The organism is Amycolatopsis sp. DG1A-15b (genome assembly GCF_030285645.1).
Taxonomy (GTDB): Bacteria; Actinomycetota; Actinomycetes; order Mycobacteriales; family Pseudonocardiaceae; genus Amycolatopsis.
In genome coordinates this window covers 2,641,626-2,655,528 of the sequence record NZ_CP127296.1, presented here as the reverse complement: position 1 = coordinate 2,655,528, position 13,903 = coordinate 2,641,626, and the positions used below count along the sequence as shown (strand labels likewise).

The 13,903-nt window shown below is 71.9% G+C and carries 11 protein-coding genes; 2 read left to right on the top strand and 9 right to left on the bottom strand.

The genetic code is table 11. The features are described 5' to 3' along the window. Positions 1 to 3: 3 nt before the first annotated feature. The 8 genes from QRY02_RS12035 to QRY02_RS12000 are packed head-to-tail and all read right to left on the bottom strand — an operon-like array spanning position 4 to position 9,650. A complete protein-coding gene (locus QRY02_RS12035; protein ID WP_285991609.1) occupies positions 4 to 1,425 on the bottom strand; it encodes an L-fucose/L-arabinose isomerase family protein in 1,422 nt (473 codons plus the stop codon). A 10-nt stretch (positions 1,426 to 1,435) separates the two neighbouring features. Further along, the gene (locus QRY02_RS12030; protein ID WP_285991608.1) at positions 1,436 to 3,454 is read right to left on the bottom strand and encodes a bifunctional aldolase/short-chain dehydrogenase; all 2,019 of its coding nucleotides are present in this window, start codon (positions 3,452 to 3,454) and stop codon (positions 1,436 to 1,438) included. 2 nt (positions 3,455 to 3,456) lie between these two features. Further along, the gene (gene rhaI / locus QRY02_RS12025; RefSeq protein WP_285991607.1) at positions 3,457 to 4,632 is read right to left on the bottom strand and encodes an L-rhamnose isomerase; all 1,176 of its coding nucleotides are present in this window, start codon (positions 4,630 to 4,632) and stop codon (positions 3,457 to 3,459) included. Beyond that, positions 4,629 to 4,973, bottom strand: coding sequence for an L-rhamnose mutarotase (locus QRY02_RS12020; RefSeq protein ID WP_285991606.1), 345 nt, complete (start codon positions 4,971 to 4,973; stop codon positions 4,629 to 4,631). Before QRY02_RS12020 ends, rhaI begins: the two co-directional genes overlap by 4 nt. 55 nt (positions 4,974 to 5,028) lie before the next feature. Beyond that, on the bottom strand, positions 5,029 to 6,090 hold the full coding sequence (gene rhaS, locus QRY02_RS12015) for a rhamnose ABC transporter substrate-binding protein (protein ID WP_285991605.1): 1,062 nt from the start codon (positions 6,088 to 6,090) through the stop codon (positions 5,029 to 5,031). 5 nt (positions 6,091 to 6,095) lie between these two features. After that, the gene (locus tag QRY02_RS12010) at positions 6,096 to 7,103 is read right to left on the bottom strand and encodes an ABC transporter permease (RefSeq protein ID WP_285991604.1); all 1,008 of its coding nucleotides are present in this window, start codon (positions 7,101 to 7,103) and stop codon (positions 6,096 to 6,098) included. Then, complete coding sequence (locus QRY02_RS12005; RefSeq protein WP_285991603.1) at positions 7,096 to 8,136, bottom strand: ABC transporter permease; 1,041 nt, start codon at positions 8,134 to 8,136, stop codon at positions 7,096 to 7,098. The genes QRY02_RS12010 and QRY02_RS12005 overlap by 8 nt, the downstream gene beginning before the upstream one ends. Then, positions 8,133 to 9,650, bottom strand: a complete 1,518-nt coding sequence (locus QRY02_RS12000; protein ID WP_285991602.1) for a sugar ABC transporter ATP-binding protein — start codon at positions 9,648 to 9,650, stop codon at positions 8,133 to 8,135. Before QRY02_RS12000 ends, QRY02_RS12005 begins: the two co-directional genes overlap by 4 nt. Positions 9,651 to 9,812: 162 nt before the next feature. Here QRY02_RS12000 and QRY02_RS11995 point away from each other — a divergent pair, with 162 nt between their 5' ends. Beyond that, a complete protein-coding gene (locus tag QRY02_RS11995) occupies positions 9,813 to 10,859 on the top strand; it encodes a LacI family DNA-binding transcriptional regulator (RefSeq protein ID WP_285991601.1) in 1,047 nt (348 codons plus the stop codon). Positions 10,860 to 10,935: 76 nt separating this feature from the next. Next, positions 10,936 to 13,272, top strand: a complete 2,337-nt coding sequence (locus tag QRY02_RS11990) for a glycoside hydrolase family 2 protein (protein ID WP_285991600.1) — start codon at positions 10,936 to 10,938, stop codon at positions 13,270 to 13,272. 33 nt (positions 13,273 to 13,305) lie between these two features. Here the strand turns inward: QRY02_RS11990 and QRY02_RS11985 are convergent, their stop codons facing one another. Further along, positions 13,306 to 13,668 (bottom strand): DUF488 domain-containing protein, encoded by a 363-nt coding sequence (locus tag QRY02_RS11985; RefSeq protein WP_285991599.1) that lies wholly within the window; start codon positions 13,666 to 13,668, stop codon positions 13,306 to 13,308. Positions 13,669 to 13,903: the final 235 nt, after the last annotated feature.

The window sequence follows — 13,903 nt, the reverse complement described above, 5'->3', positions numbered from 1 at the left end:
GCTTCACGGGCGGACCACCGTCAGCTCCAAGCCGAGCAGGTCCGCGACGGCCGTCAGCTCGGCGACGCGGTGGCCGGTGCCGAGCGCCCAGTGGTGCGCGATGCCGCTGGCGGACCACGCGTCGGTCCACTCCCCCGGGTCGCAGCCGAAGTCGACGCGGGAGGTGGTGTTGCCGATCCGCAGCAGCGGGCCGGGCACCACGGTGCCTTCCGACGCGATGAGCGTGAACGTCCCGTCGCGGCGCTGGCCGAGCCCGCACAGCGTCACCGGCCCGTGCTTGACGTCGAACTCCACCGACACGCCCCAGCCGCGCTTGCCGTGGTAGACGCCGAGGCCGCGCAGGAGCGGCTTGCGGGCACTGATCCCGAGGTGCGCCGGGCCGTCGTGGCCCATCTCGACCACGCCGTCGCGGAAGTTCAGCGCCTGCAGCTCGGTGAACGAGCCGCCGGCGCCGAGGCGGTCCATGACGAGCATGGCCAGGGACGTCCGCAGCTCGTACTCGCCGACGGCCGGGATGCCGCGCGCGGTGAGCAGGGACGCGCCGAGGATGAACCCGGCGCCGACGCGTTCGTGGGTCTCCCCGTCGAGGCCGCGGTGGTAATAAGCCAGGGAGTCCAGCGAGAAGTCGTCGACGAGCCGGTCGAGCGCCACCGAAACCCGGGCGCCCCAAGCGAAGTCTTCGTCCACGACGGACTCGTCCACAGTGAACACTTCACGGGCCAGTGCGACGCGCGCGGCGGTCTCGTCATCGCTGACCTTCTCCACGCGCACCCGCAGGTCGTCGACCTCCAGGATCTCGACGTGCCCGCCGAGCTGGGCCGACACCAGGGTCGGGTCGGTGGAGACGTCCATCATGCCCGGGTAGAGGTGCCCGAGCAGGCCGTGCCGGCCGTGCCGCAGGGCCGCCCGTACCCCGGCCGCCTTGATCCACCGCTCGATCCGCGTCCACGCGCGCGGATCCTCCAGGTACCCGGACACCGAGCGGAACTCCACGCCCAGGCGCCGGAAACTGTTGGCCATCTCCGGCAGCGGGCAGGCGCCGCAGTAGGCCAGCCACGCGCCGGTGTCGAAGGACTCGTGCTCCATCGCCTCGGTGGGCTGCAGGTTCAGCAGCAGCACCGGCGCACCCGAGCGCTGCGCGACCGGCGCCAGCATGCTGGACGTCAGGTACGTCGTGAGAAAGCCGACGATCAGGTCGCAGCCGGCCACCCGCAGCTTCTCCGCCGCGGCCGCGCCTTCCTGGGCGTCCGAGACGAAGCCCGCGTCGATCACCTCGCAGTCCATGGTGGACAGCCGCTCGGTGACACGCCGCGCCGAGGCCTGCAGCTGGGGCAGCAGCGCGGGGAACTGCGGCCAGTAGGCGCCGAGCCCGCCGGAGACGAGGCCGACGCGGGTGCGGCGCGGGGTGATGCGATCCATGGTCATCGGTCCTCCGTCAGCGCAGGAACGCGGCGGCCACCCCGGCGTCCACCGGCACGTGCAGGCCGGTGGTGTGGGTGAGGTCGCCGCCGGTGAGGGCGAACACCGCCGCCGCGACGTGCTCGGGCAGCACCTCGCGCTTGAGGATGGTCCGCTGGGCGTAGAACTCGCCCAGCTTCTCCTCCGGCACGCCGTAGACGGCGGCGCGCTGGGCGCCCCAGCCCCCGGCGAAGATGCCCGAGCCCTGGACGACGCCGTCGGGGTTGACGCCGTTGACCCGGATGCCGTGGGCGCCGAGCTCGGCCGCCAGCAGCCGCACCTGGTGGGCCTGATCGGCCTTCGCGGCGCCGTAAGCGACGTTGTTCGGGCCTGCGAACACCGAGTTCTTGGACGAGATGTAGACGATGTCCCCGCCGATGCCCTGCGCGACCATGGCCTTCGCCGCGGCCTGGGCGACCAGGAACGAGCCCTTGGCCATGACGTCGTGCTGCAGGTCCCAGTCGCGTTCGGTGGTTTCCAGCAGCGGCTTCGAGATGGACAGCCCGGCGTTGTTGACCACCAGGTCGATCCCGCCGAACGCCAGCACGGTGGCGTCCACCGCGGCCTGGACCGCCGCCGCGTCGGTGACGTCGGCGGTGACCGCCGTCCCGCCGATCTCCGCGGCGACCTCCGCGGCCGCGTCCCCGTTCAGGTCGGCGATGGCCACGCAGGCGCCTTCGGCCGCGAGCCGCTGCGCGATGGCCTTGCCGATCCCCGAACCGGCGCCGGTGACCAGCGCGATCCGCCCGGCGAGCGGCTTGGGCTTCGGCAGCCGCTGCAGCTTCGCCTCTTCCAGCGCCCAGTACTCGATCCGGAACTTTTCGCTTTCCGGGATCGGGGCGTAGGTCGAAACGGCCTCGGCGCCGCGCATGACGTTGATCGCGTTGACGTAGAACTCCCCCGCCACCCGCGCGGTCTGCTTGTCCTTGCCGAAGGAGAACATCCCGACACCGGGGACGAGCACGATCGCCGGGTCGGCGCCGCGCATCGCGGGCGAGTCGGCATCGGCGTGCCGCTCGTAGTAGCCGCGGTAGGCGTCGCGGTACTCCGCGTGCAGTTCCTTCAGCCGCGCGACGACGTCCGCCACGGGCGCGGTCGCCGGAAGGTCCACCACCAGGGGCCGGACCTTGGTGCGCAGGAAGTGGTCCGGGCACGACGTGCCCAGCGCGGCGAGCGGCTGGAGCTTCTCGCGGGAGAGGAACTCGAGCACGACGTCGCTGTCGGTGTAGTGGCCGACGACCCGCTGGTCGGTCGAAGCCAGCCCGCGGATCACCGGCGCCAGCTCCGCCGCCCGCGCCCGCCGCTCGGCGTCGGGCAGCGCCTCGAACCCGGGGACCACCGGCCCGAACGGCTCCGGAGCACCCCGGGACGCCAGGAACTCCTCGGCGGTCCGGATGATCTCCAGGGAGTTCCGCTCGCACTCTTCCGAGCTCGCGCCCCACGCGGTGATGCCGTGGCCGCCGAGGATGACGCCGATGGCCTGCGGGTTGGCCGCCTTCACCGCAGCGATGTCCAAGCCCAGCTGGAACCCGGGCCGTCGCCAGTCCACCCACGCGACGCGGTCGCCGAAGCATTCCTTCGTCAGCGCCGGTCCGTCGGCCGCCGTGGCCAGCGCGATGCCGGAGTCCGGGTGCAGGTGGTCGACGTGCGGGGCCTCGACCAGGCCGTGCATCGCGGTGTCGATCGACGGCGCCGCGCCGCCGCGGCCGTGGAGGCAGTAGTCGAACGCGGCGACCATCTCGTCCTCGCGCTCGACGCCCGGGTAGACGTCGGCCAGCGAACGCAGCCGGTCCAGCCGCAGCACCGCCAGCCCCGCCTCGGTCAGCGTGCCGAGGTCGCCGCCGGAACCCTTGACCCACAGCACGTCGGTGGGCGAACCGGTGACCGGGTCGGTCACCGAACCCTTGGCGGAGGTGTTGCCGCCGGCGTAGTTGGTGTTGCGCGGGTCGGCCCCGAGCGCGTTGCTGCGCGCGATGAGCTGCTCCGGCACGGTCATCCTCATGCTCCCCATCCGGCCTGCGTGCCGCCGGCGCGCTCGGCCACGATCTTCTCCTGGTACCCGCTGCGGTGGTAGGCCGCGATCGGGTCCGGGTCGAGCCCGGCTTCGGTGCGCAGCTCGGCCAGCAGCGGCCGGACGTCGGTGTTGTAGGCGTCCATCAGCACGGCGTTCGCGGCGAGCACGTCCCCCGACTGCTGGGCGGCGCGCAGGGCGTCACGGTCGACCAGCAGCGCCTTCGCGGTCGCTTCCTGGACGTTCATCACCGACCGGATGATCGCCGGGATCTTCGCCTCGATGTTGTGGCACTGGTCGAGCATGAACGCGATGCCGTACGCCGGGTCCAACGCGTCCGCCCGCACGATCTCGTACATGATCCGGAACAGCTGGAACGGGTCGGCCGCCCCGACCATCAGGTCGTCGTCGGCGTAGAACCGCGAGTTGAAGTCGAACGCGCCGAGCTTCCCGGCCCGCAGCAGGAACGCCACGATGAACTCGATGTTCGTCCCGGGGGCGTGGTGGCCGGTGTCGATGCACACCGTGGCCCGCTCCCCCAGCTCGATGCAGTGGGCGTAGGACGTGCCCCAGTCCGGGACGTCGGTGGCGTAGAACGCCGGCTCGAACAGCTTGTACTCCAGCAGCATCCGCTGGTGGTCCCCGAGCCGCTCGTAGGTCTCGCGAAGCGCCGCCGCGAGCCGGTCCTGCCGGTCGCGGATGTCGTCCTGGCCGGGGTAGTTGATGCCGTCGGAGAACCACAGCTTCAGGTCGCGCGAGCCCGTCGCGTCCATGATGTCGATGGCTTCCAGGAGGTGGTCGGTCGCCTTGCGGCGGATGCGGGGGTCGGGGTTGGTCACCGAGCCGAGCTTGTAGTCCTCGTCCTGGAAGACGTTGGTGTTGATCGCGCCGATCTCGACACCGAGGTCCCGCGCGTACGCGGTCATGGCGCCGTAGTCGCCGACCTTGTCCCACGGGATGTGCAGGGCCACGCTCGGCGCGACCCCGGTGAGCTTGTGCACCACCGCGGCGTCGGCGATCTTCTCCTCCGGTGTCCTCGGGACACCGGGCTGCGGGAACACCTTGAACCGGGTGCCCGAGTTCGCGTACGCCCACGACGGCGTCTCGATGCGCTGGGCCCGCAAGGCCTGCTTCACGGCCGTCAAGTCGCCCACGGCGATCACTGTCCTTCCGCGACGGTTGGGGGTTCGAGGTGGAAGACCTCTTCGAGGAGCTGGAAGCCCTCGTCCGGCGGACCGCCGTCGAGGCCGGTGAAGAACTCCGCCATCTCCGCCTGCCAGCGCGCGTTGACCTCGGTCTTCGCCATGGCGGCCTGCGCGGCGGCGAGGTCGTCCGCCTCGACGTAGCCGATCAGGAGGCCGTCCCGGCGCAGGAAGAGCGAGTAGTTGCGCCAGCCGGTGTCGTGCAGGGCCTGCCGCATCTCCGGCCAGACGGCGCGGTGACGCTCGGCGTACTCGGCCAGCCGGTCGGGCTTGACCTGCAGGCAGAAGCAGTATCGGGGCACAGTCCGTCCTTGGTGGGACCCGGCCGGGCCGCCCGTCGCGACCCGGCCGGGAATTTCAGAAGTTGAACTTGTCGATGTTGTTCGCGTCGAACGTCGTCGGCGGGCCGAGGACGATCTCGCCGTTCTCGCCGATCGTGTAGTCGCCGAGCTTGCCCGCCTTGAACTTCTCACCCTGCTTGCCGGTGATCTGGCCGGACTTCAGCGCGACGCCGGCGTAGGCGGCGAGGTAGCCGATGTCGGCCGGGTTCCACAGCGCGAACTGCTTGACCGTGCCGTCCTTGACGAAGGCGCGCATCTGGTTCGGCGTGCCCAGCCCGGTGACCGCGACCTTGCCCTTGTAGCTCGACGAGCTGACGTACCGCGCGGCGGCCGCGATGCCGACCGTGGTCGGCGCGACGATCACCTTCAGGTTCGGGAACGACTGCAGCAGGCCCTGGGCCTCCTGGAACGACTTCTGGTCGTCGTCGTTGCCGTAGGCGACCTTGTCCAGCTTCAGGCTCGCGTACTCCGGCTTCGCCAGTTCCTTCTTGAGGACCTCGATCCAGGCGTTCTGGTTGGTGGCGTTCGGCGTCGCGGACAGGACCGCGATCTCGCCCGAGCCGCCCGAGAGGTCCTTGGCCTGCTTGGCCAGGGCTTCGCCGATGCCCTGCGTGGTGGCCTGGTTGATGAAGACGTCGCGGCAGTCCTTCGCGGCGTCGGAGTCGAACGCGACGACCTTGATCCCGGCACTGCGGGCCTGGTTGAGCGACGGGCACACCGCGTTCGGGTCGTTCGCGGCGATGCCGATGACGTCCTGCTGCTGCTGGATCAGCGTGTTGATGTAGCTGACCTGCGACGACGCGCTGGCGTCGTTCGGCCCGACCAGCTTGTACTCGCCCTTCAGCTCACCGAGGGCGGCCTTGCCGCCGCTGACCTCGATGTCGCTGTAGGGGTTGTTGAGCTGCTTGGGCAGGAACGCCATCTTGACGCCCTCCTTCGCCGCGGCGTTCGGGTTCGCCGCGGCGGTGGACTGCTGGGCGCCGGAGCCGGCGTTGTCGTTCTTGGTCGTGCCGCTGCAGGCGGCCAGGACCAGCACCAGCCCGGCCGAGACCACACCGGTGAGCAACCGTCGGGACATCTTTGTCACCTTTCTGGGGAAACCGCGCTGGCAGCTCGATGGCGGCGCCGGAGCGCCGTTCGGGCCGAGGACACGATGTTGGGGAGCAGGACCGACACGATGAGGAGCACGCCGGTCACGATGTTGAGCGCCTCGTTCGAGACGTCCTGCAGACGCAGCGCGTTCTGCAGCGAGGCGAGCAGGACCACCCCGGCGAGCACGCCGGGCAGCGTGCCCTTGCCGCCGAAGATGGACACGCCGCCGAGCAGCACGGCGGCCACGACGGCCAGTTCGAGGCCGAACCCGTTGTCGGCACGGGCGCTGGAGTACCGCAGCGTCCACAGCACCCCCGCGAGACCCGCGACCGCGCCGCTCACGACGTACAGCCAGAACTTGAGCCGCCCGGTGCGGATGCCGGCGAACCGGGCCGCCTGTTCGCCCGCGCCGGCGGCGAACACCCCGCGACCGATCGGGGTCGCGTGCAGCACGACACCGAAGATCAGCGCGACGACGATCAGCGGGATCAGGACGTTCGGGATCGGGCCGTCGCCGATCGTCCCGGTCACCCAGCTCGTGTAGTCGCGCGGGAAGTCGGCGACCGCGCCGTCGCCCAGCACCACGAAGGCCAGGCCGCGGTAAAGGGCCAGTGTGCCGATGGTGACGGCCAGCGACGGCAGCTTCAGCACGGTGACGAAGAAGCCGTTCAGCGCGCCGAGGACCGCACCGAGCACGATGCAGAGCGGGATGATCGCCTCGATCGTCAAGCCGGCGTCCCACAGCGAGCCCATCACCGCCGACGTCAGGCCGAGCGTGCTCGCCACCGAGAGGTCGATCTCGCCGGTGACGATGATGAACGTCATCGGCAGCGCGACCAGCGCGATCGGGAGCAGGTCGAGCAGCAGGAAGGTGAAGTTGCGGCTGGTGCCGAAGTTGTCCACCGCACCCGAGGCGACGATCAGGACGATCACCGTCACGAGCACGACGGCGGCGTCCCAGCTGAGCAGCCGGCCGAGCCGGTTCCCCTGGTCAGACATGGGAATCCCTCTTCTTCAAAGCCTTGGCGACCCGGACGGCGACGAGCCGGTCGGCGCCGATGGCGAGCAGGATCAGCGCGCCGACGATCGCCTGCTGCCAGAACTGGTTGATGTCGAGCACGGCCAGGGCGCTGCCGATGACGGTCAGCAGGAGCGCGCCGAGGCCCGCGCCCCAGACCGAGCCACTGCCGCCGAACACCGCCACCCCGCCGACGACGGCCGCGGCGACGACGTTGAGCTCGTAGCCGGTGCCGGCGGCCGCGTCCACGGTGCCGAACCGGGCGGCGAACAGGACGCCGGCCAGGCCGGCGAGGGCGCCGCTGACCAGGAACGCCGCGCTCGTGTTGCGGCCGACCCGGATGCCGGCCAGCTGCGCCGCCTGCGGGCTCGACCCCATCGCGTACAGCTCACGGCCGGCGCGGTAGCTGCGCAGCACGATCCCGGCGGCGACCAGGACCAGCAGCGCGATGAGGACCAGCCACGGCACGCCGAGCAGCGACGCGGTGCCGAAGTCCAGGAAGGACGCCGGCAGCTTGTCGGCGTTGATCTGCTGACCGCCGGCCCAGAAGTAGCTGACCCCGCGGTAGGCATACAGCGTGCCGAGCGTGACGACCAGCGCGGGCACCTGGCCGAAGCGCACCAGGGCGCCGTTGAGCAGCCCGCACACCGCGCCCACGCCGAGCCCCACCAGGATCGCGACGATCACCGGCAGGCCCGGGTTGTCCTTCATCAGCGAGCCCACGGCGAACGCCGACAGGCCGAGCACCGAGCCGACCGAGAGGTCGATGTTGCGGGTGATCATCACGATGGCCTGCCCGACGGCGAGCACCGCCAGGATCGCCGTCCCCAGCAGGATGTCGCGGATGCTCTGCCCCGAAAGGAACCGGGAATTCTGCGTCGCGGTGAAGGCGACCAGGACGATCAGGGCGAGCACGATGCCGGATTCGCGGGCCTTCAGCACGTTCGCGGGCCACGACCGTCGCGAAGGGACGGCCGGTTCCTCCGTCACGCGGGCCTCCTCGGTGACAGTCATGCGGCGGCTCCCTGCCCCATCGCGGCGAACATCACCGAGTCCTCGGTCGCCTCGGCGCGCGGGAGCTCGGCCACGATCCGGCCCTCCCGCATCACCAGCACGCGGTCGGCCATGCCCAGCACCTCCGGCAGTTCCGAGGACACCATCACGATCGCGACGCCTTCGGCGGCCAGCGAGGACATCAGCCGGTGCACCTCGGCCTTCGTGCCGACGTCGATGCCGCGCGTCGGCTCGTCGACGATCAGCACCTTCGGTGCCATCGCCAGCCACTTCGCCAGTACGACCTTCTGCTGGTTCCCGCCCGAAAGCGTGCCGACGGGGTCGCCGAGGCGGCGGTACTTGGTGCGCAGCCGCTCGGTCCAGTGCCGGGCTTCCCGGCGTTCGCTCGCCCCGGTGAGGAAGCCGAGCTTCGAGAGGGCGCGCGAGCGCGGCAGCGTCACGTTCCGCTCGATCGAGAGGTCCATGATCAGGCCCTGCTGGCGCCGGTCCTCGGGCACGAGGGCCATCCCGGCGGCCATCGCGGCCCGCGACGAGTGCGGCTTGAGGTTCTTGCCGCTCACCTTCACCACCCCGGCGTCCCGCTCGTCGACGCCGAACACGGCCTGGACGACTTCCGAGCGGCCGGAGCCGACCAGCCCGGCGAACGCGACGATCTCCCCGGCGCGCACGGAGAAGGAGACGTCGCGGAACACGCCCTCGCGGGCGAGGCCCTCGACCTCCAGCACGATCGCGCCGGGCTCGACGTCCTGCTTCGGGAACAGCGCGTCGACGTCGCGGCCGACCATGCGCTTCACCATCTCCTCGACGGTGACGTCCTCGATGGCGTCGGTGGAGACGTGCTTCCCGTCGCGCATGATCGTCACGCGCTGGCAGAGCTCGGTGATCTCCTCGAAGCGGTGGGAGATGAACATGATCGCCGCGCCTTCCTGGCGCAGCGTCCTGGCGACGGAGAACAGTCGCTCGACTTCGATCCGGGTCAGCGCGGCGGTCGGCTCGTCCATCACCAGCACGCGGGCGTCGGCGCTGAGCGCCTTGGCGATCTCGACGATCTGCTGGTCGGCGATGGACAGCCCGCGGGCCGGGCGGGCGGGGTCGATCCGGACGCCGAGACGGGCGAAGAGCCGCTCGGCCTCGGCGCGGATCGCCGCCCGGTCGATCCGGCCGAGGCTCTTGCGCGGGTGGCGGCCCATCACGATGTTCTCCGCGACGCTCAGGTCCGGGAACAGCGTGGGCTCCTGGTAGATGACCGCGATGCCGGCGGCCTTGGCGTCGGCGGGCGAGCCGAATTCTCTCGCCTCGCCGTCCAGCAGCAGCGTGCCGTCGTCGGGTTTGTGCACGCCGGCCAGCATCTTGACGATCGTGGACTTGCCGGCGCCGTTCTCCCCGACCAGCGCGTGGGCCTCCCCGGCGTGCAGCCCGAAGCTCACACCGGCGACGGCCGCGACCGCGCCGAACGACTTCGTCACGCCGCGCACCTCCAGCAGAGGGGCCCGGCCCGGGCGTGGGCGCGTCATCGCGACCTCCGGATTGAAAGGTTTCACAAATCTGGTGCGGTGAAGCTACTATGCGGCAGAAGAAGAAGTCAATGCATCGGTGCAGCCGTGGCCAAACGGCATCTCCAGCGGGTAGTTCGTGGTGATGTTACGTTTCAACGCCCGGGGCGAGAGGGGGTCCGGATGGTGGTCAGGGAGCCGGGTGCCGAGCCGCGCGCGGCGGGCATGAAGGAGGTCGCGGCGGCCGCCGGAGTCTCCCTCGGCACGGTGTCCAACGTGCTCAACCGGCCCGACCGGGTCAGCCCGGTGACCCGGGCCAAGGTCGAAGCCGTGATGGCCGAACTCCGCTTCGTGCGCAACGAATCCGCCCGGCAGCTGCGGGCCGGGCGCAGCCGGGTGCTGGCCTACGTCATGCTCGACGGCAGCAACCCGTTCTTCACCGATGTCGCGGCCGGCATGGAAGACGCCGCGGACGCCGCCGGTGAGGGCGGCCTTTCCCTCTTCCTCTGCAACAGCGCGCACCAGCCGTCGCGGGAGGCGGCCTACCTCGGGCGTCTCGAACAGCAGCGCGTCCAGGGCGTCCTCATCACGCCGGTCGACCCGGACGCCCCGCTGCTGGGCGAGATCGCCCGCCGCGGCACGCCGGTGGTCGTCGTCGACCGGACGCCGGAAGGCACCACGCACTGCTCGGTCGCGGTCGACGACGTCTACGGCGGCGAGATCGCCGTGCGGCACCTGGTCGAACAGGGCCACGAGCGGATCGCCTTCATCGGCAACCACACGACGGTCGGCCAGGTCCGCGACCGGCGGCTCGGCGCGTTGCGCGCCCTCGAAGCGGCCGGGCTCGGCCCGGACCACCTGGTCGACCTGACGACGACGGCGCTCACGGTGGCCGACGGCCGCGGCGCGGGCCAGCGGCTGGCCGGACTGCCGGCGTCGGTCCGCCCGACCGCCGCGTTCTGCGCCAACGACCTGGTCGCCCTCGGCCTGCTGCAGACGTGCGCGAACCTGCGCATGAGCGTCCCGGACGACCTGGCGATCGTGGGCTACGACGACATCGAGTTCGCCGCGGCGGCCGCGGTCCCGCTGACGTCGGTCCGCCAGCCGCGGCGGCGCCTGGGCCGCACGGCCGTCGAGCTGCTGCTGGCGGAAACGACCGAAACCGGCCACGAACACCGGAAGGTCGTGTTCACCCCGGAGCTGGTGGTCCGCGCCTCGACCCTGCGCTGAGCAACCCGCTGATCGTTTGTGACGTCTTACCGGTCACCGGCGATAAGCCAGGGGAGCCCGAGCACGGAGGTCGTGGATGGCCGACTCGCACAGCAGCCCGGGCCTGTCCCGGCGCGGGTTCCTGGCTGCCGGCGGGGCCGCGCTGCTCGGAGTCGTCGCCGGGTCGGCCGGGCACGCCACACCCGGGCCGGAAACGCCGCGGCTGGGCGATTTCTGGCTGTTCGGGCGGTACGACGACGGCTGCACCGAGCTCGGCTTCGACGAGATCGACCTCTCGCCGGTGCAGCTGCCCCACTGCGTCACCCCGCTTTCGTGGACCGGGTGGGACCCGGCGTCCTGGCAGGACCGCTGGATCTACCGCAAGCACTTCACCGCGACGACGACCGAACGCCACACCGCCCGCTTCGACGGCGTCATGACGAACGCCGAAGTGCACCTCAACGGCCGGCTCGTCGCCACCCACGAAGGCGGCTACCTGCCCTTCGAGGTGGCGCTGCCGGACGTCGTGGCGGGCGACAACGTGCTGGCCGTGGTCGTCGACGGGCGGTGGGCGCTGGACGTGCCGCCCAATCTGCCGCGCGGCGGGGGGCCGTCGCTGATCGACTTCTACCAGCCGGCCGGCATCTACCGCCCCGCCGCGGTCGGCACGGTGCCCCGGATCCGGCTGGCCGACGTCTTCGCGCGGCCCGTCGACGTCCTCTCCCCCGGCCGGTCGCTGCACCTGACCTGCACGCTCGACGTGCCCGTCGTGGGCGAGGTGACCGCGTCGGTGCTCCAAGCGGGTCGCGAACTCGCCCGCGGCGGCGCGCCGGTGCGCGGCACGACGGTCGAATTCGACGTCGGCGGGCTCGGCGGGGTACGGCTCTGGGACGTCGAAGACCCCGCGCTCTGCGAAGTCGTGGTGACGGTCCAGTCCGGGAAGCACGCCCTCGACCAGCGGGTGGTGCGGACCGGGTTCCGCGACGCGCGGTTCACCACCGACGGCTTCTTCCTCAACGGACGGCGGCTCAAGCTGTTCGGGCTCAACCGCCACCAGTGGTACCCGTTCGCCGGCGGCGCGCTGCCGGACCGCGTGCAGCGGCGTGACGCGGAAATCCTGCGCCGCGAGCTGAACTGCACCATGGTCCGCTGCTCGCACTACCCGCAGTCGAGCGCGTTCCTCGACGCCTGCGACGAGCTGGGCCTGCTGGTGTGGGAGGAGATCCCGGGCTGGGGCCACGTCGGGGACGACGCCTGGCAGCGGCGGAACCTGGCGGACGTCGAGGGGATGGTGGTGCGCGACCGCAACCACCCGAGCATCGTCGTCTGGGGCACGCGGGTGAACGAGGCCAACGGCACGACGGCGATGTACCAGCGGACCGGGCGGCTGGCCCGGCAGCTCGACCCGTCCCGGCCGACCAGCGGCGCGCTGGCCAGCACCACGCTCGGCCGGTTCGCCGGCAGCGACGTCGAAATCCTGGCCTACAACGACTACACCGCCCGGCGCGGGGCACCCTTCCGGCTGCGCCCGCCGCGGCCGGGGGTGCCGTACCTGGTGACCGAGACGATCGGCACGATCGCCGGGGCCCGGGCCTACCGCCGGACCGACGCTCCTGGCGTCCGGCAGCAGCAGGCGGAACTGCACGCCAAGGCCCACGACCTGGCCGCCGCCGACGACCGCTACTGCGGGCTGCTCGCCTGGTGCGCGTTCGACTACCCGTCGGGCTGGCAGCGGGCGGTCGGCGGGTCCAAGTACGCCGGGGTGTCGGACATCTTCCGGATCCCCAAGCCCGCCGCGGCCTTCTACGCCTCGCAGGCCGACCCCGCGGTCCGGGCGGTCGTGGAGCCCGGCTTCGCCTGGGACTTCACGGCCCAGCCGGCCGGGCCCGGGCCGGGGGCGACGATCTGGTCCAACTGCGACCGCCTGCTGCTGTTCCTCGACGACCGCCCGGCGGGCGAGGCCCGCAGCCGGCGCGCGGACTTCCCGCACCTGCGCTACCCGCCGTTCGCGGCCGACCTGGTCGTGCCGAAGGGGCGGCGGCCGCAGCTGCGCATCGACGGCTACGCGGGCGGGCGGCTGGTCGTCAGCCGGCGGTTCAGCGGCGACCGGACTTCGGACGTGCTCAGCTGCGTGCCCGACGACCCGGAACTGCTCGCGGACGGCAGCGACGCGACCCGGGTGGTGGTGGCGGCGGTGGACCGCTTCGGGACGCTCCGCGCGGGGACGGCGGGCGAGGTGCGGCTGACGCTGACCGGGCCGGGCGAGCTGATCGGGGATCCGGCACTGGACTTCGGGGCGACCGGCGGCGCGGCCGCGGTGTGGCTGCGGCCGTTCGCGGGGTCGCCGGCCACCCTGACGCTGACGGCCCGGCACGGGACGCTCGGCTCGGCCACCGCCACGGTCCGGGTGACGGCGAACGCGGCACGCTCTTGAGCGGTGGCCCCGGTCGCCGGCCGCGCGCCCGCCTCACTCCCCCGTGAGCACCGCCGCCAGCACGGCCGCCTGGCTGATCGAGGGAGATCCGCTCGCCGTCAGCAGGGTCACCGGGCCGTCTCCGGCCAGCTCGCGCAGGCGGGTCAGGGCCGCCACGCGATCAGGCTCGCGCAGCTCCGCGCGATAGCGCTCGGCGAACTCCGCGAACCGCTCGGGGTCGTGGCCGTACCAGGTGCGCAGCTCGTCGGAGGGGGCCAGGCCGCGGTACCAGCCGTCGAGGACCACCGATGTTCGGGCGGTGCCGCGGGGCCAGAGCCGTTCGACGAGCACGCGGACGCCGTCGGCGGGCCCGGCCGGGTCGGACAGGCGCGCCACCCGGACGACCGTCGGCTGCATGCGCGCATTCTGCGTCGAGCCGGGTCGGGCCGCCACCGGAGCACAGTGTTGGTCGCTTTCCGTAACCGTCGTGCGACAAGAGGTCAGTTCAGAATGAGTTTGCGGAGGGTGAGACGGACGTGGCGCACGGGCCGGCCGTCCCCGCAGCTACCGCACCCGGCGGCAGCTGCGCCGGGCAGCAACCGGCCCGAACGCCGGCACAAGGGCCACCACGGCGACCGTGGAGGGATCGCCG